14 protein-coding genes and 1 other annotated feature are annotated in these 13,063 nt (G+C 56.5%); of the genes, 7 read left to right on the top strand and 7 right to left on the bottom strand.

The window, feature by feature from the left end:
- The first annotated feature begins 34 nt into the window (after positions 1–34).
- The 3 genes from H8709_RS00950 to H8709_RS00940 are packed head-to-tail and all read left to right on the top strand — an operon-like array spanning position 35 to position 1,913.
- Positions 35–235, top strand: a complete 201-nt coding sequence (locus H8709_RS00950; RefSeq protein WP_262396503.1) for a PLD nuclease N-terminal domain-containing protein — start codon at positions 35–37, stop codon at positions 233–235.
- Positions 235–1,152 (top strand): ABC transporter ATP-binding protein, encoded by a 918-nt coding sequence (locus H8709_RS00945; protein WP_262396502.1) that lies wholly within the window; start codon positions 235–237, stop codon positions 1,150–1,152. Before H8709_RS00950 ends, H8709_RS00945 begins: the two co-directional genes overlap by 1 nt.
- On the top strand, positions 1,149–1,913 hold the full coding sequence (locus H8709_RS00940) for an ABC transporter permease (protein ID WP_262396501.1): 765 nt from the start codon (positions 1,149–1,151) through the stop codon (positions 1,911–1,913). The genes H8709_RS00945 and H8709_RS00940 overlap by 4 nt, the downstream gene beginning before the upstream one ends.
- 79 nt (positions 1,914–1,992) lie before the next feature.
- Here the strand turns inward: H8709_RS00940 and H8709_RS00935 are convergent, their stop codons facing one another.
- The gene (locus H8709_RS00935) at positions 1,993–3,015 is read right to left on the bottom strand and encodes a YeiH family protein (protein WP_262396500.1); all 1,023 of its coding nucleotides are present in this window, start codon (positions 3,013–3,015) and stop codon (positions 1,993–1,995) included.
- A 298-nt stretch (positions 3,016–3,313) separates the two neighbouring features.
- On the opposite strand from H8709_RS00935, the gene H8709_RS00930 reads away from it, so the two are divergent.
- The 4 genes from H8709_RS00930 (at position 3,314) to H8709_RS00915 (ending at position 7,267) form a co-directional block, all read left to right on the top strand.
- Positions 3,314–4,204, top strand: a complete 891-nt coding sequence (locus tag H8709_RS00930; RefSeq protein ID WP_262396499.1) for a LysR family transcriptional regulator — start codon at positions 3,314–3,316, stop codon at positions 4,202–4,204.
- 86 nt (positions 4,205–4,290) lie between these two features.
- On the top strand, positions 4,291–4,530 hold the full coding sequence (locus H8709_RS00925) for a heavy-metal-associated domain-containing protein (RefSeq protein WP_262396498.1): 240 nt from the start codon (positions 4,291–4,293) through the stop codon (positions 4,528–4,530).
- Positions 4,531–4,678: 148 nt separating this feature from the next.
- Positions 4,679–4,922 (top strand) — a binding site (T-box leader).
- 90 nt (positions 4,923–5,012) lie between these two features.
- Positions 5,013–5,564 (top strand): helix-turn-helix domain-containing protein, encoded by a 552-nt coding sequence (locus H8709_RS00920; RefSeq protein WP_262396497.1) that lies wholly within the window; start codon positions 5,013–5,015, stop codon positions 5,562–5,564.
- Positions 5,565–5,599: 35 nt separating this feature from the next.
- Entirely contained in the window at positions 5,600–7,267 is a 1,668-nt protein-coding gene (locus tag H8709_RS00915; protein WP_262396496.1) for an AMP-binding protein, read from the top strand.
- A 332-nt stretch (positions 7,268–7,599) separates the two neighbouring features.
- On the opposite strand, the gene H8709_RS00910 is transcribed toward H8709_RS00915, so the two are convergent.
- From H8709_RS00910 to rpmE, 6 genes are all read right to left on the bottom strand, one after another.
- Positions 7,600–8,010 carry an RrF2 family transcriptional regulator gene (locus tag H8709_RS00910; protein WP_262396495.1) on the bottom strand — a complete coding sequence of 137 codons (411 nt, stop codon included), beginning with the start codon at positions 8,008–8,010 and terminating at the stop codon, positions 7,600–7,602.
- A gap of 70 nt (positions 8,011–8,080) precedes the next feature.
- Positions 8,081–9,163, bottom strand: coding sequence for an RNA polymerase sigma factor RpoD (rpoD, locus tag H8709_RS00905; RefSeq protein WP_262396494.1), 1,083 nt, complete (start codon positions 9,161–9,163; stop codon positions 8,081–8,083).
- An 11-nt stretch (positions 9,164–9,174) separates the two neighbouring features.
- A complete protein-coding gene (gene dnaG / locus H8709_RS00900) occupies positions 9,175–10,923 on the bottom strand; it encodes a DNA primase (protein WP_262396493.1) in 1,749 nt (582 codons plus the stop codon).
- 30 nt (positions 10,924–10,953) lie between these two features.
- On the bottom strand, positions 10,954–11,952 hold the full coding sequence (locus H8709_RS00895) for a deoxyguanosinetriphosphate triphosphohydrolase (protein ID WP_262396492.1): 999 nt from the start codon (positions 11,950–11,952) through the stop codon (positions 10,954–10,956).
- Positions 11,953–12,139: 187 nt separating this feature from the next.
- Positions 12,140–12,766 carry an IMPACT family protein gene (locus H8709_RS00890; protein ID WP_262396491.1) on the bottom strand — a complete coding sequence of 209 codons (627 nt, stop codon included), beginning with the start codon at positions 12,764–12,766 and terminating at the stop codon, positions 12,140–12,142.
- Between the two features lie 73 nt (positions 12,767–12,839).
- Complete coding sequence (gene rpmE / locus H8709_RS00885; RefSeq protein WP_262396490.1) at positions 12,840–13,043, bottom strand: 50S ribosomal protein L31; 204 nt, start codon at positions 13,041–13,043, stop codon at positions 12,840–12,842.
- Positions 13,044–13,063 lie beyond the last annotated feature (20 nt).

Below are 13,063 nucleotides of genomic sequence, written 5' to 3'. Positions count from 1 at the left end.
TATTTCCCGCTTTTCGCGGCAATAGGAGGCAACTATGGAAAATCTGATGCAGTACATTCCTCTGCTTATCCCCGTCATCGCGCTGGAATTCATCCTCATGGTGACAGCCCTCGTCCACGTGCTGCGCCATCCCCAGTACCGCTTCGGCAACCGGGTGTTCTGGGTGATCGTAGTCTTATTTGTCCAGATCATTGGGCCGGTGGTCTACTTTGTCGCAGGCAGGGGGGAGCAGTGATGGATATTCTTTCTCTCTCCCACATCTCCAAGCGCTTCGGGCGCCTGCCGGTCATCAAGGACCTGAGCTTCTCGGTCCCCGAGCACAGTGTATTTGGCTTTATCGGAAAAAATGGCTCCGGCAAAACCACTACCATGAAGATGATTCTGGGCTTTTTGTCCATGGATGGCGGCGAAATTAAAGTCTGCGGAGAAAAGGTCGTCTACGGCAGCTCCAAGACCAACCGCTTCATCGGTTACCTGCCCGATGTGCCCCAGTTTTACCCCTATATGACCCCCAAAGAGTACTTGGCGCTGTGCGGCAAGGTAGCGGGCCTCTCCGCCGAGCGCACCGCCAAACGTTCCCAAGAACTGCTGACGCTGGTGGGTCTCGACGGCATCGACCGGAGAATCCGGGGCTTTTCCCGGGGAATGAACCAGCGCCTGGGCATCGCCCAGGCCCTCCTCTCTGAGCCGAAGCTCCTCATCTGCGACGAGCCCACCTCGGCGCTGGACCCCATCGGACGTAAGGAGATTCTCGACATCCTGGCCGTCGCCAAAACCTCCACCACCATCCTGTTTTCCACCCACATTCTCTCCGATGTGGAAAGAGTTTGCGACAATATCGGCGTCTTGGATGAGGGCGTCCTCAAATTGGAGGGGAACCTAAACGATATCAAAAACTCCTATCGCCAGGATACGGCGCTCATCTCCCTGGCGGACCCGGGGCGCAATCAGGAACTGATGGAGGGTCTTTCCCAGCTTTCCATCATCAAAGGATGCACGGAAAAGGAGCGGGACGTCGTCGTCCGATTCACCGGCACCGAAGCGGCCCGACGCCAAATATTGGAGCTGCTCCTCAGCCGTAACCTGCCCCTTGTCCGGTTTGAGTTATTGGAGCCCACGCTGGAAAATCTGTTCTTGGAGGTGGTACAATGAACCGTTTTCTCGCCTTTACAAAAAAGGAATGGATGGAGCAAATCCGCACCTTCAAGACGCTTATTGTCTTTCTCATCCTGCTGCTCTTCGGGCTGACAAGCCCACTGCTCGCTAAGCTCACCCCGGAGATGCTCAAACTCTTCCCCATTGAGGGGCTCAATCTGGCCATCCCTGAGCCCACCTGGATGGACGCCTACGCCCAGTTTTTCAAAAACATGACCCAGATGGGCGTCATCGTCCTGCTGCTGGTCTTTAACGGCCTACTCTCCCAGGAGCTTTCCAAGGGCACCCTCATCAATATGCTCTCCAAGGGCCTGCCCCGCTCCACCGTCATCCTCTCCAAATTTACCGCCGCTTCGATCCTGTGGACCCTCAGCTATGCCGTATCTGCCCTGGCCAATTACGGCTATGCGGTCTTCCTTTTCGGCAACCCCTTCCCACCCCATCTTTTCTTCGCCTGTTTGAGCCTGTGGTTATTGGGCGAACTGATCATCGCCCTCCTTTTGTTCGCCACCACCTTGGTCAGCGGCAATTACGGTGGGCTCCTCCTCACCGGCGGCGTCCTCTGTCTCTTGCTCCTCATCAGCATTCTGCCTCAGTCCGCCCCTTTTAACCCCATCACCCTGGGATCGGGCAACATGGGGCTTTTAACGGGAGATACGGCTCTTGGGGATATGGCGTCGGCCTGTATTGTCACCGTCGTCCTCATTGTCCTGTGTCTCGCAGGGGCCATCCTCCGCTTTCGCAAAAAACAGCTGTAGCCGGCATAGACAAGGCCCGGAAAGAAATATCTTTCCGGGCCTTGTCCTGATATGAAGAGAAGAAATATGAAGTAAGCGGTTAGAAGAGAAGCGCCAGCAGTCCCAGCGCGCACAGGACCTGACAGCATCCCACCAGTCCCCCGTATAACATGGCCTTGGGTCCCTCGCTGACGAGGGTTTTGAACTTCACCCGCATGCCGATGGCGGCCAGCGCGATGATTTCAAACTGATTGCTGACAAAATGGGCCCCCTCCGACACAACGCCGGGAATAAGTTGGAGGCTGCCGATGATGCTCAGGAGAAAAAAGCCGATGATAAACCAGGGAATGCCCGTTTTGACCTTGCTTCGATCCTCTGCCGCCTCCGGGCGCTGCCAGAATTTTCCCTCCTCCTCGGTGTTGACCCGGGAGAAGGCAAGGGCCACCAGCACCAGGAAGATGATGCGGATGATCTTAAAGAGGGTGGCAATCTGCACCACCTCGTCGTTTACAAATTTGGCGGAGGCCACCACCTGGCCGATGGACTGGAGGGTGCCGCCGATCATGGCGGAGGTGTGGAGGGTCTCATGGCCGTAGAGGAAGCTGGTGATGACCGGGAGGGCCACCATCAGGATGGTGCCGGTGACGTTGACAATGGTGATGGAGAGACCCTTGTCCTTGGATTCAGCGCCCACCACCGGCGCCACCGAACCGATGGCGGAGGAGCCGCACACCGCGTTGCCCGCGCACATGAGGAGGGAAAACTTCCGGGTGAAGCCCAGTCTCCGTCCGATCAGATAGGCGGCGGAAATGGTTACCGTCATTTGAAGCAGGATAAAGCCCACGCCCGAAAAACCCACCGCGATCATATCGCTCAAAGAGAGGGTAGCGCCCATGAGCACAATGGAGTATTCTAATAGGCGGCTTTCGGAAAACTTGGTCCCTTTTTCAAAGACCGGCCGGTCAAGAAAGGTGTTCCCCGCCACAATGCCCAAGAAGATGGCGAAGGTGGCGGCCCCTACCACCGGAAAAAAGCTGCCTGCCACCTTCGCAATGAGCGCGATACACAGACAGACCACAAAGCCCGGAAGAAGTTCGGTCACCTTTTTCAGTTGCTGCTGCAAATTGCTTTCATCCTTTCTACCGCCCCCGGCAGCGGTGTCATCTTGCACCATGCGGGGAGCGCCGCCAATCCCCCGGCTCCAAGTCCGGTCCCTTCTGGCGATATTTTTTATTGCCGATTAATAAAAAACTGATGCGCTGGGCATCCGCGCTTGCCGGCGCTCTACCCTCAATGCGCTAAAAACAGCCTTCGCTTCGCTGCGGCTATTTTTCGTTACCGGTTGATTTTACCACAAATTTCTTATAAGATAAAATTATATATTATTATGAATCTATAAGAAAAGCTAATTGGTGAATGTTATGATCGATCTTCGACTGGAAACCTTTCTCGACCTGTGTGAGACACGCAGCTATACCCGCACTGCCAAACACCTCCATATCACCCAGCCCGCCGTCAGCCAGCACATCAAATTTTTAGAAAACCAATACGGAGCCCGCCTCTTTTCCTACCGCGCCAAGGTGCTCTCCCTCACCGAAAAGGGACGCCTTCTTGAACAGTACGCCCTGGCTCTGCGCGCCAACAGCCAGCGAATGCACGAGGTCATGCGCGCCCCTTCCCTCGCCGACCGGCGGCTCCATTTCGGCGCGACACTGACGGTGGGCGAATATGTGATGCCCTCCATCCTCTGCCGCTGCCTGGCGGAAAACCCCAAGCTGAGCGTGACCATGGAGGTGGGCAACACCTCTACCCTCTTTCGAAAGCTCAACCACGGCGCCATCGATTTCGCCATCATCGAGGGCAGCTTTTCCAAGGTGGAATATGGCTGGCGCCTCCTTTCAGAGGAGCCCTTCATCGGCGTCTGCAGCCCTCGTTCCCCTCTGGCCGGGCGGCCGGTCCGCTTTGACGAGCTGGTGGGACAAAACCTCATCCTCCGGGAACAGGGCTCGGGGACCCGGCAGGCCCTGGAACACTCCTTAGGGACCCACAGCCTGCAATTGGAAAACTTCCCCGCCCTCTATGAGATCGGCAACTTTCAGGCCATCAAGGCCATGGTGGCGGAAAACTTAGGCATCACCTTCCTCTATGAACGGGTGGTACGGAGGGAGCTGGAAGTAGGACAGCTCCAAAAAATTGATCTGGCTGGATTTCAGGAAAACCGGGAATTTCACTTTGTCTATCTCCACGACCATGTCATGAAGGAAGAATTTCTCAAATTTTTTACCTTTTGCAGGACATGCCTGGAGGAATGAATTGGCGCGTCCGTAAGGCGCTTACCGCTTTTTGTCGCGCATCTTTGCCCCGCCTTCGGGAAAATTATAGATGAGGTGATGATGCTATGCCATTGGAAAGTGCCTATTTTATTATTGAAGAAGTGGACGACAAGCACGATCTCAAAGATGTCAAGCGAGGTCTCGACCAGCTCCACGGCGTCACGAGTGTGAGCGTGGACCTCGATAGCCATCTGGTTGCCATCGATTATGACAGCAGCGGTACCTCTTACGATGGAATCGAACACCGCCTGAATAAAATGGGATATCAGATCGCGGCGGACGCCAGCGATATTTATTCCCGTTAGCATGCCCAGAGCCTCAGCCGCCCTATTGATTGGGCGGCTTTCTTTTTAGCCGGTCATTCCTCGCCCAAAATGCAGCTTTCAGCGGTCACGGCTTCAAAATCCTGTTGACTTTTGGCAAAACAGCGACTATAATAGGAACAAATATTTCCCAAAGGCTTTGACGAGGAGCAGTACATAACGACTGTAAGCACAGAGAGAAGATGGCCGCTGAAAATCTTCGTGAGGACGTTATGGAAGTCGTCTCCGAGCTTTGAACTGAAAGGGTTCCCCCGTAGGCTTCAACGGTTTTCCGCCGTTATCCGGAATCCATGTCGGCGTTTGGCCCGCATGAAGCGAGTGCAGAAGAAATTCTGAATTTAGGTGGTACCACGGATTTTAAGTCCGCCCTAAGCCCTTGTGGTTTAGTGCGGATTTTTTGTTTTTCCGGCTTAGTCAAGTGCTGCCGGAACAATCCTAAGGTTATGTGTGAAAGGATGAGTCAGATGGAAGAAAAACTGAAAGAGCTGGCCGCCCGCGTACGGGAATTGCGGGAAGTATGCGATTATACACCCGAGCAGCTGGCCAAAGAGCTGGGTATTGACGTGGATACCTACTTAGGCTATGAAAAGGATGGGTACAACATCCCCATCAACATCATCTTCCAGATCGCCAACAAATTCGGCGTGGACTTTAACGAGCTGCTCTCCGGCGAGTCGGGCAAGCTGGACACCTACCAGGTGGTGCGCGCCGGCCGCGGCATCACCGCCGACCGGTATCCCGGCTATCACTTTAAAGACCTGGCCTACCGCTACGCCCACAAGGTCATGCAGCCGCTGATCGTCACCCTGGACCCCTCCGAGGCCCCGGCGGATCTGGTCAGCCACAGCGGGCAGGAGTTTAACCTGGTGCTGGAAGGCCGGATGAAGCTGACCTTCGACAACACGGAAATTGTCCTCAACGAGGGGGACAGCGTCTATTTTAACCCCACCTATCTCCACGGCCAGTCCTGTGTGGGCGACGAGCCCGCCACCTTCCTGACCGTGATCGCGGAATAAGACTTTGAAATTATCATGGCAAGGAGATGTCAATTATGTCCGTTTTAGACCGGTTCCTGCCCCGCCAGGAATTTGACTCCTATGAGGACTTTAAAAAGAATTACCGTGTCAACATCCCGGAGAACTTTAACTTCGGTTTTGATATTGTGGATGCCTGGGCCAAAGAGGACAAGGAAAAAAAGGCCCTCGTCTGGTGTGACGACCACGGCGGGGAGCGCGTCTTCACCTTCGAGGACATCCGCAAGATGTCCAACCAGGCGGCCCACTTCTTTCAGGACTGCGGCATTAAAAAGGGCAGCGTCGTCATGCTGATCCTACGCCGCCGGTGGGAATACTGGATTGCCGCCGTCGCCCTGCACAAGATCGGCGCGACCCTCATCCCCGGCAGCTTGCAGCTGGCAAAAAAGGATCTGGTCTACCGCGCCAACGCGGCCCAGATCTCCATGATGGTCTGCGTGGACGACGACTATGTCATCTCCCAGGTGGAGGCGGCCATGGAGGAAGCGCCCTCCATCCGCCACCGCGCCGTGGCCGGCGGCAAGCGGGAGGGGTGGCTCACCTTCGACGAGGAGATCGCCAAATATCCCACCGAGTTTGACCGTCCCACTGGGGCGGAAGCCTCCCACAACGACGACATTATGCTCATCTACTTTACTTCCGGCACCACCAGCATGCCCAAGATGGTCCAGCACGACTTCACCCATCCCTTGGGCCACATCGTCACCGCCAAATATTGGCAGCGGGTCCAGGAAAATAAGCTGCACATGAGCGTCTCCGACTCGGGCTGGGCCAAGTTCGGCTGGGGCAAAATCTATGGCCAGTGGTGCTGCGGCGCCGTCATCTTCGCCTACGACATGGACAAATTCGTGCCCCTCAAGCTCTTAGAAAAATTGGAGCACTACCGGGTGACCACCTTCTGCGCGCCGCCCACCATGTTCCGCTTCATGCTTCAGGAGGACATCACCAAGTTCGACCTGTCCTCCATCCAGACCTGCTGCAACGCGGGCGAACCCCTCAACCCGGAAGTCTGGCGCAAATGGTATGAGCTCACCGGCGTCAAGATGACCGAGGGCTTCGGCCAGAGCGAAAGCACGGTGCTGCTGGCCAACTTCCCCTGGTTTGAGCCCAAGCCCGGTTCCATGGGCAAGCCCTCCCCCATCTACGACATCCGCCTCATCAACAGCCAGGGCCGGGAGTGCGAGGACGGCGAGGAAGGCGAAATCTGCATCTTCGGCATCCAGGATCACCCGCCGGTGGGCCTCTTCCGCGGCTACTACCACAACGAGGAGCAGACGAAGGAAGCCCTGGGCGGCGAGTGCTACAACCTCCACGATGTGGCCTGGCGGGACTCCAAGGGTTACTACTGGTTCGTCGGGCGCAGTGACGACGTCATCAAGTGCTCCGGCTACCGCGTGGGGCCCTTTGAGGTGGAAAGCGCCCTCATCGAACATCCGGCGGTCATCGAGTGCGCCATCACCGGCGCGCCCGACCCCATCCGCGGACAGGTGGTCAAGGCCACGGTGGTGCTGGCCAAGGGCTACACCCCCAGCCCTGAGCTCATTAAGGAGCTACAAAACCACGTCAAGCACACCACCGCGCCCTACAAATATCCCCGTATCATCGAGTTTGTCGACGAGCTTCCCAAGACCCTGGGCGGTAAAATCCGCCGGGCGCAGATTCGCCACGACGACGAAAACAATTGACCTTCTAAAAACAGGCGGGCTCTGTAAGAGCCCGCCTGTTTTGATTACGTCACCATCGGATGGGATAGGCATCCGCGCTATGCGCCCCGTCTCTGATGCGCGGAAAAGAACCAACGGCTTATTTTTTGGCTGCGCTATAAAATGCGCTGGACATCCGTGCCGTGCGCCCCGTCCCTTTTCTACGAAAAGCCAGCCGTCTTTCGGCAACTGGCTTTGATTGACGAACGGCATGGCGGACAGCTGACAGATCATTGCATACGCCGCAGCCATCTTGCCCCCATTACAGCGAAAAAAGCCCGGCCACATGGCCGGGCTTATTATGTATATGGAGCTTATAGTTCATCGTCGGTTAAATACTGGTCGAGGGTCTCTTTCCGCAGGCGGTCGCAGACGATCTCCGAAACCTCGCGGAAGGTCTGCTGAAACTGGCAGGGCTTGGTCTTCTTCCGGGTACAGACAAAGTCCTCCCCCACACAGCGATTGATCTGCAAAGGCCCTTCTACCGTCTCAATGATGTCGCAAAGAGAGATGTCCTTGGGTTCCTTTGCCAGCTCGTAGCCGCCCTGGGTCCCCTTGAAGGATTTGATAATGCCGCTGGCGACCAGTTTCCTGAGTATTTTCAGGGAGAAACGCAAAGTAACCCCCGTCGTTTCCGCAATGGATTTGGCGTCCATCCGTCCCGGCGATTTGGCCAGACAGTAGACAATCCGCGTCGCGTAGTCGGATTCCAGCGTAATATGCATCCTCGATTCCTCCACTCGCCATAATCTATCCTTTTTCAGTATACTATGGCCCGCAGCATTTGTCAAATGGCTAATCCAGGAAATCTTTGAGCTTCTTGCTGCGGCTGGGGTGTCTGAGCTTGCGCAGCGCCTTGGCTTCGATCTGCCGGATGCGCTCACGGGTGACGTTAAACTCCTTGCCCACCTCTTCCAGCGTGCGGGAACGTCCGTCCTCCAGCCCAAAGCGCAAACGCAGAACCTTGGCCTCCCGGGGCGTCAGGGTTTGCAGCACATCCCCCAGCTGTTCTTTAAGCAGGGTGTGGGACGCCACCTCCGCCGGCGCGGGGGCGTCGTCGTCCTGGATGAAGTCGCCCAGATGGCTGTCTTCCTCCTCGCCGATGGGGGTTTCCAGCGAGACCGGCTCCTGAGCCACCCGCATGATCTCCCGCACCTTATCCACCGGCATGTCGAGCTCCAAGGAAATTTCCTCGGCGGTGGGCTCGTGGCCGTTGCGGTGCAACAGCTGGCTGCTCACCTTTTTGACCTTGTTGATCGTTTCCACCATATGCACCGGAATCCGGATGGTCCGGGCCTGGTCCGCGATGGCGCGAGTGATGGCCTGGCGAATCCACCAGGTGGCGTATGTGGAAAATTTAAAGCCCTTGGTGTGATCAAATTTTTCCACCGCTTTAATTAGTCCCAGGTTGCCCTCCTGGATGAGGTCGAGAAACTGCATGCCCCGGCCCACATACCGCTTGGCAATGCTGACGACCAGGCGGAGGTTGGCCTCCGAAAGGCGCTTGCGGGCATACGGGTCGCCCTGGGCCATCCGGGTAGCCAGCTCGATCTCCTCCTCGGAGGTCAGCAGCGGCACCCGGCCGATCTCCTTGAGGTAGACCTTGACCGGGTCGTCGATATTGATGCCCTCGGTGGAAAGTGCGTTTTCCAAATCCTCCGGCTCGGCCGCCTCAAAGGTCGGGTCCGCCTCCGGGGTAAAGTCGTCGATGATTTCCACGTTGTTGGCTTCCAGCGTATCGTAGAGCTTTTCCACCTGCTCCACATCAAAGTCCAGATCGTCCAGCGCGTCATGAATGTCTTTGGAGGAGAGCTTGCCTTTCTGCTTCCCCAAATCCAAAAGTTCTTTCAGTACGGTTTTCTTATCCTGTGTACCCAAATTTTTACCCCCTATTTTTTCTTGGCCGCAAGAAGTTTCCTATATTCCTCCAGCTCTTCCACTGTCATCCCCGCCACATCCTGTGGCTTTTTCTCTTCTCTCACCGCATGCAGGGAGGAAACATATTCCTCCAAGTCCTCCGGGGAAAACTGCATCCCCGAAATGGACACCAAAAGTCCCGTGATTCTCGCCATCTCCTGCTCGTCAAAGAGCCCGCTGAGGAAGCTCAAATCCACCGGCTTTTGTTCTTTCAGCCGCTCGGACAAAATCGCGTAAACTTTGCGGTTACATTGGGTCACGAAGTCTTCTTCCTTCAGTTTATGCGAAATGCCCATAAAATAATCAGGATTTTTTAATAGAATTGCTAAGATTCGCTCCTCAATCACTGCCGCTTTCAAATTCTTGCCCCGCTCGGGATTGACCGGGGCGCCTTTGGGCTCAGCGACAGCGATTTTGAGGGTATCCTTTTTCTTTTCCCGCTGCTGCCGCCGCTTGATGACCGACTGAATCTGGGAAAGGAACGCCTCCTTGGAAACGCCCAGGTCATGGGCGACCCGGGACGCGTAGACGTCCCGCTCGATGGGATTGTAGATGGAGGCCAGCAGGTTGGCCGCCTCCTTGAAGTAGCTCACCTTGCCGTCGTCGGTGGTGAAGTCATATTGGTTGCCGATTTTGGACAGCTCATACTCGATGGCGTTGGAGGAGCCGTCCATCAGCATCTGAAAGCGCTTGGCGCCGAATTTTTTTATAAACTCGTCCGGGTCCTTGGCATCCTGGACGGTGAGCACCTTGACATGGACCCCCACGTCGGAAAAGAGGTTGATGGCCCGCTTGGTGGCCGCCTGCCCCGCCCCGTCGGAATCGTAGGCAATGACGACATTGCTTGTGTACTGGGAGATGAGCCTCGTCTGTTCCGATGTAAGAGCCGTGCCCAAAGTGGCCACGGCGTTGTCAAAGCCCGCCTGGTGCAGCGCGATGACGTCCATATACCCCTCGGCCAGAATGAGGCCCTCCTGTTTGCTCGCCTTGGCGAAGTTGAGGGCGAAGAGGTTTCGGCTCTTTTTGTAGGCGATGGTGTCCGAGGAGTTGAGGTATTTCGGCCCTCCCTGCATGGTCCGGGCGCCGAAGGCGATGACGTTGCCCCGGATGTCGATAATGGGAAAGATCACCCGCTCCCGGAACTGGTCGTAGACCGAGTCGTTCTTGCCCCGGAGGACCACGGCGGCGGCCAGCATTTCCTCGTAGGTATAGCCCTCCTGCCTGAGGAAATTCCGGGCGTTGTCCCAGCCGGGGGGCGCGAAGCCCAGCCCGAAGTGGCGGATGGTCCGGTCCTTGATGCCCCGGCTCCGGAGATACTCAAGCGCCTCCCGGCCCACGGGACTGATGAGCTGCTCGTGGTAGAAACGGGCCAGCTTCCTATTAATCTCCAGCACCCGGGTGCGAAGCCGGGCGGTTTTGTCCCCCTCCACGTCCTCGGGCAGCTCCATATTGGCCCGCTTTGCCAAAAACCGGAGGGCTTCCATATATTCCAGGTTCTCGATCTTTTTGATGAAGGTGATTACGTCGCCGCCCGCCCCGCATCCAAAGCAGTAGAAGGACTGGCTGTCGGGGTAGACGGTGAAAGAGGGCGTCTTCTCGCTGTGAAAAGGACACAGTCCCACCAGGTTCCTGCCCCGCCGCTTGATGTTGACGTAGGAAGAAATGACCTGCTCGATGTCACAGTTATATTTAAGCTCCTGAATAAACGAATCAGGTATCATACTCTTCCCCCTTTCGCCATGGCTGAATCTTTAGTATTTGCTCCATCCCTCCGGGATGAAGATCTTGGAAAAAATATGAATGGCATAGTAGTCGCTCATGCCGGAAACATAGTCGCACACCGCCCGATGGACATCGTCGTGGGCTAGGATGGCCCGATACTCGTCGGGGAGCTCCTCGGGATGGCTGACAAAATACTCGTAGATCTTGATGATGATGTCCTGGGCCTTCCCCTCCTCCCCCTTGGGCAGAGGATTGGTGTAGACCTTCTCGAACATGAACTTGTGGATGGCCTGATAGGCGGCGAAGGTCTCGTCGTCCATCCGGATTTCGTCGCCGCTGTTGTAGATCACCGAGGACACCAGGGTAGTAATCCGCTTGGACTTGGTGTCCCCCAGCGCCCGGTGGATGTCGTCGGGGATGTCGCTTTCCCGCATGACCCCGGCCCGGATGGCGTCCTCGATGTCGTGGTTGATGTAGGCAATCCGGTCGGCATAGCGGACGATCTGGCCTTCCAGGGTCTTGGCCACGGGGCCGGTGGTGTGGCAGGCGATGCCGTCCCGAACCTCTTTGGTCAGGTTGAGGCCCTGTCCGTCCTTTTCTAAGCACTCCACAATCCGCACGCTTTGGAGATAGTGTTTGTACCCGTAGGGGCAGATTTTGTCCAGCGCCCGCTCCCCCGCGTGGCCGAAGGGGGTATGCCCCAGATCGTGGCCCATGGCCACCGCCTCGGTCAAGTCTTCGTTGAGGCGCAGCCCCCGGGCAATGGTGCGGGCGATCTGGGAGACCTCCAGCGTGTGGGTGAGGCGGGTGCGGTAGTGGTCGCCCTGGGGAGCTAAAAAGACCTGGGTCTTGTGCTTGAGACGGCGGAAGGATTTGCAGTGTACAATCCGGTCCCGGTCCCGCTGATAACAGGTGCGGAAGGGACATTCAGGAATGGGAACGTCCCGCCCCTGGCTCTCGGCTGCCAGCGCCGCCCGCTTGGATAGCGTCTGCCGCTCCAACTGTTCCGTCTGTTCCCTGATGGTCATGGCAAAACCTCCCCGCTTGTATCAAGTTGTCGTCCCAGGCCCCTCCAAAAGAGACATTTTTCGCCCTTTGGAGCCTGCAAACGCCCCGCATCCCTTGAGGAAAATCGGAGCGTCCCTGCTTCTATTATATTATTCTGAAAAAGTGTCCATTTCCCTTCTAAAAAACCAAAAAAGTATGAAATCCATGTCACTTTTCTTCGAGGCAGTCGCAAATTTCCTCCACCTCATAGGGAAAGACGGTGGCGCTGGTCGCTTCCTCCAGCTCCCTGACAAAGCGCTCGGCATGCACGGCCTTCATCTCCACCCGCATCTTGACCGCCACCCCGAAGTCGGAGGACAAAGTCACCGCGTGAAACTGGGGCAGCAGGTAGCTCACCTTGCCGTACATGCTGTAATCCATCTCCAGGTCGTAGATCTTGCACACGCTCATGGGCTTGCGCCCCGCCGCGTCGATGGCGATCTTGGCCCCATGGGAATAGGCGCGGACCAAGCCCCCGCCCCCCAGCAAAATGCCGCCGAAGTAGCGGGTGACCACCACGCACAGGTCGGTGAGCCCCTCCTTTTGCAAAACGTCGAGCACCGGGACGCCGGCCGTGCCCTGGGGCTCCCCGTCGTCGCAGTAACGGACGGTGCCGTCCCGGAGGATATAGGCATAGACGTTGTGGCTGGCGTCCCAGTACTTGGAGCGCAGTTCGCTGATAAAAGCAAGGGCCTCCTCTTCGGTCTGCACCGGTGTGGCCGTGCCGATAAAGCGGGAGCGACGCTCCACAAATTCGTCCTGGTCCCGCTTTTTCAGAGTGATGTAGTCCTTCACCTGTGCTCCCCCTCACATACAACAAAGGCGGTGCATGACTGCACCGCCTGCGTTACGCAAATTATACCATTGCTTATTTGTCCATGCCAAAACGCTTTTTGAATCTGTCCACACGTCCGCCGGTATCGACGAGTTTCTGTCTACCGGTGAAGAACGGATGACATTTGGAACAAATTTCAACGCGGATGTCCTTTTTGGTAGAACGGGTCTCAATGACCTCACCGCAAGCACATGTGATTGTTGTCGGCTGATAATCCGGATGGATTCCTTTTTTCATCTGAGTCACCTCTTTCACTT

It is taken from the genome of Zongyangia hominis, assembly GCF_014385095.1.
Lineage (GTDB): Bacteria > Bacillota > Clostridia > Oscillospirales > Ruminococcaceae > Zongyangia > Zongyangia hominis.
Note: the sequence above shows the minus strand (reverse complement) of the source record. Positions and strands in the feature narration are given on the sequence as shown.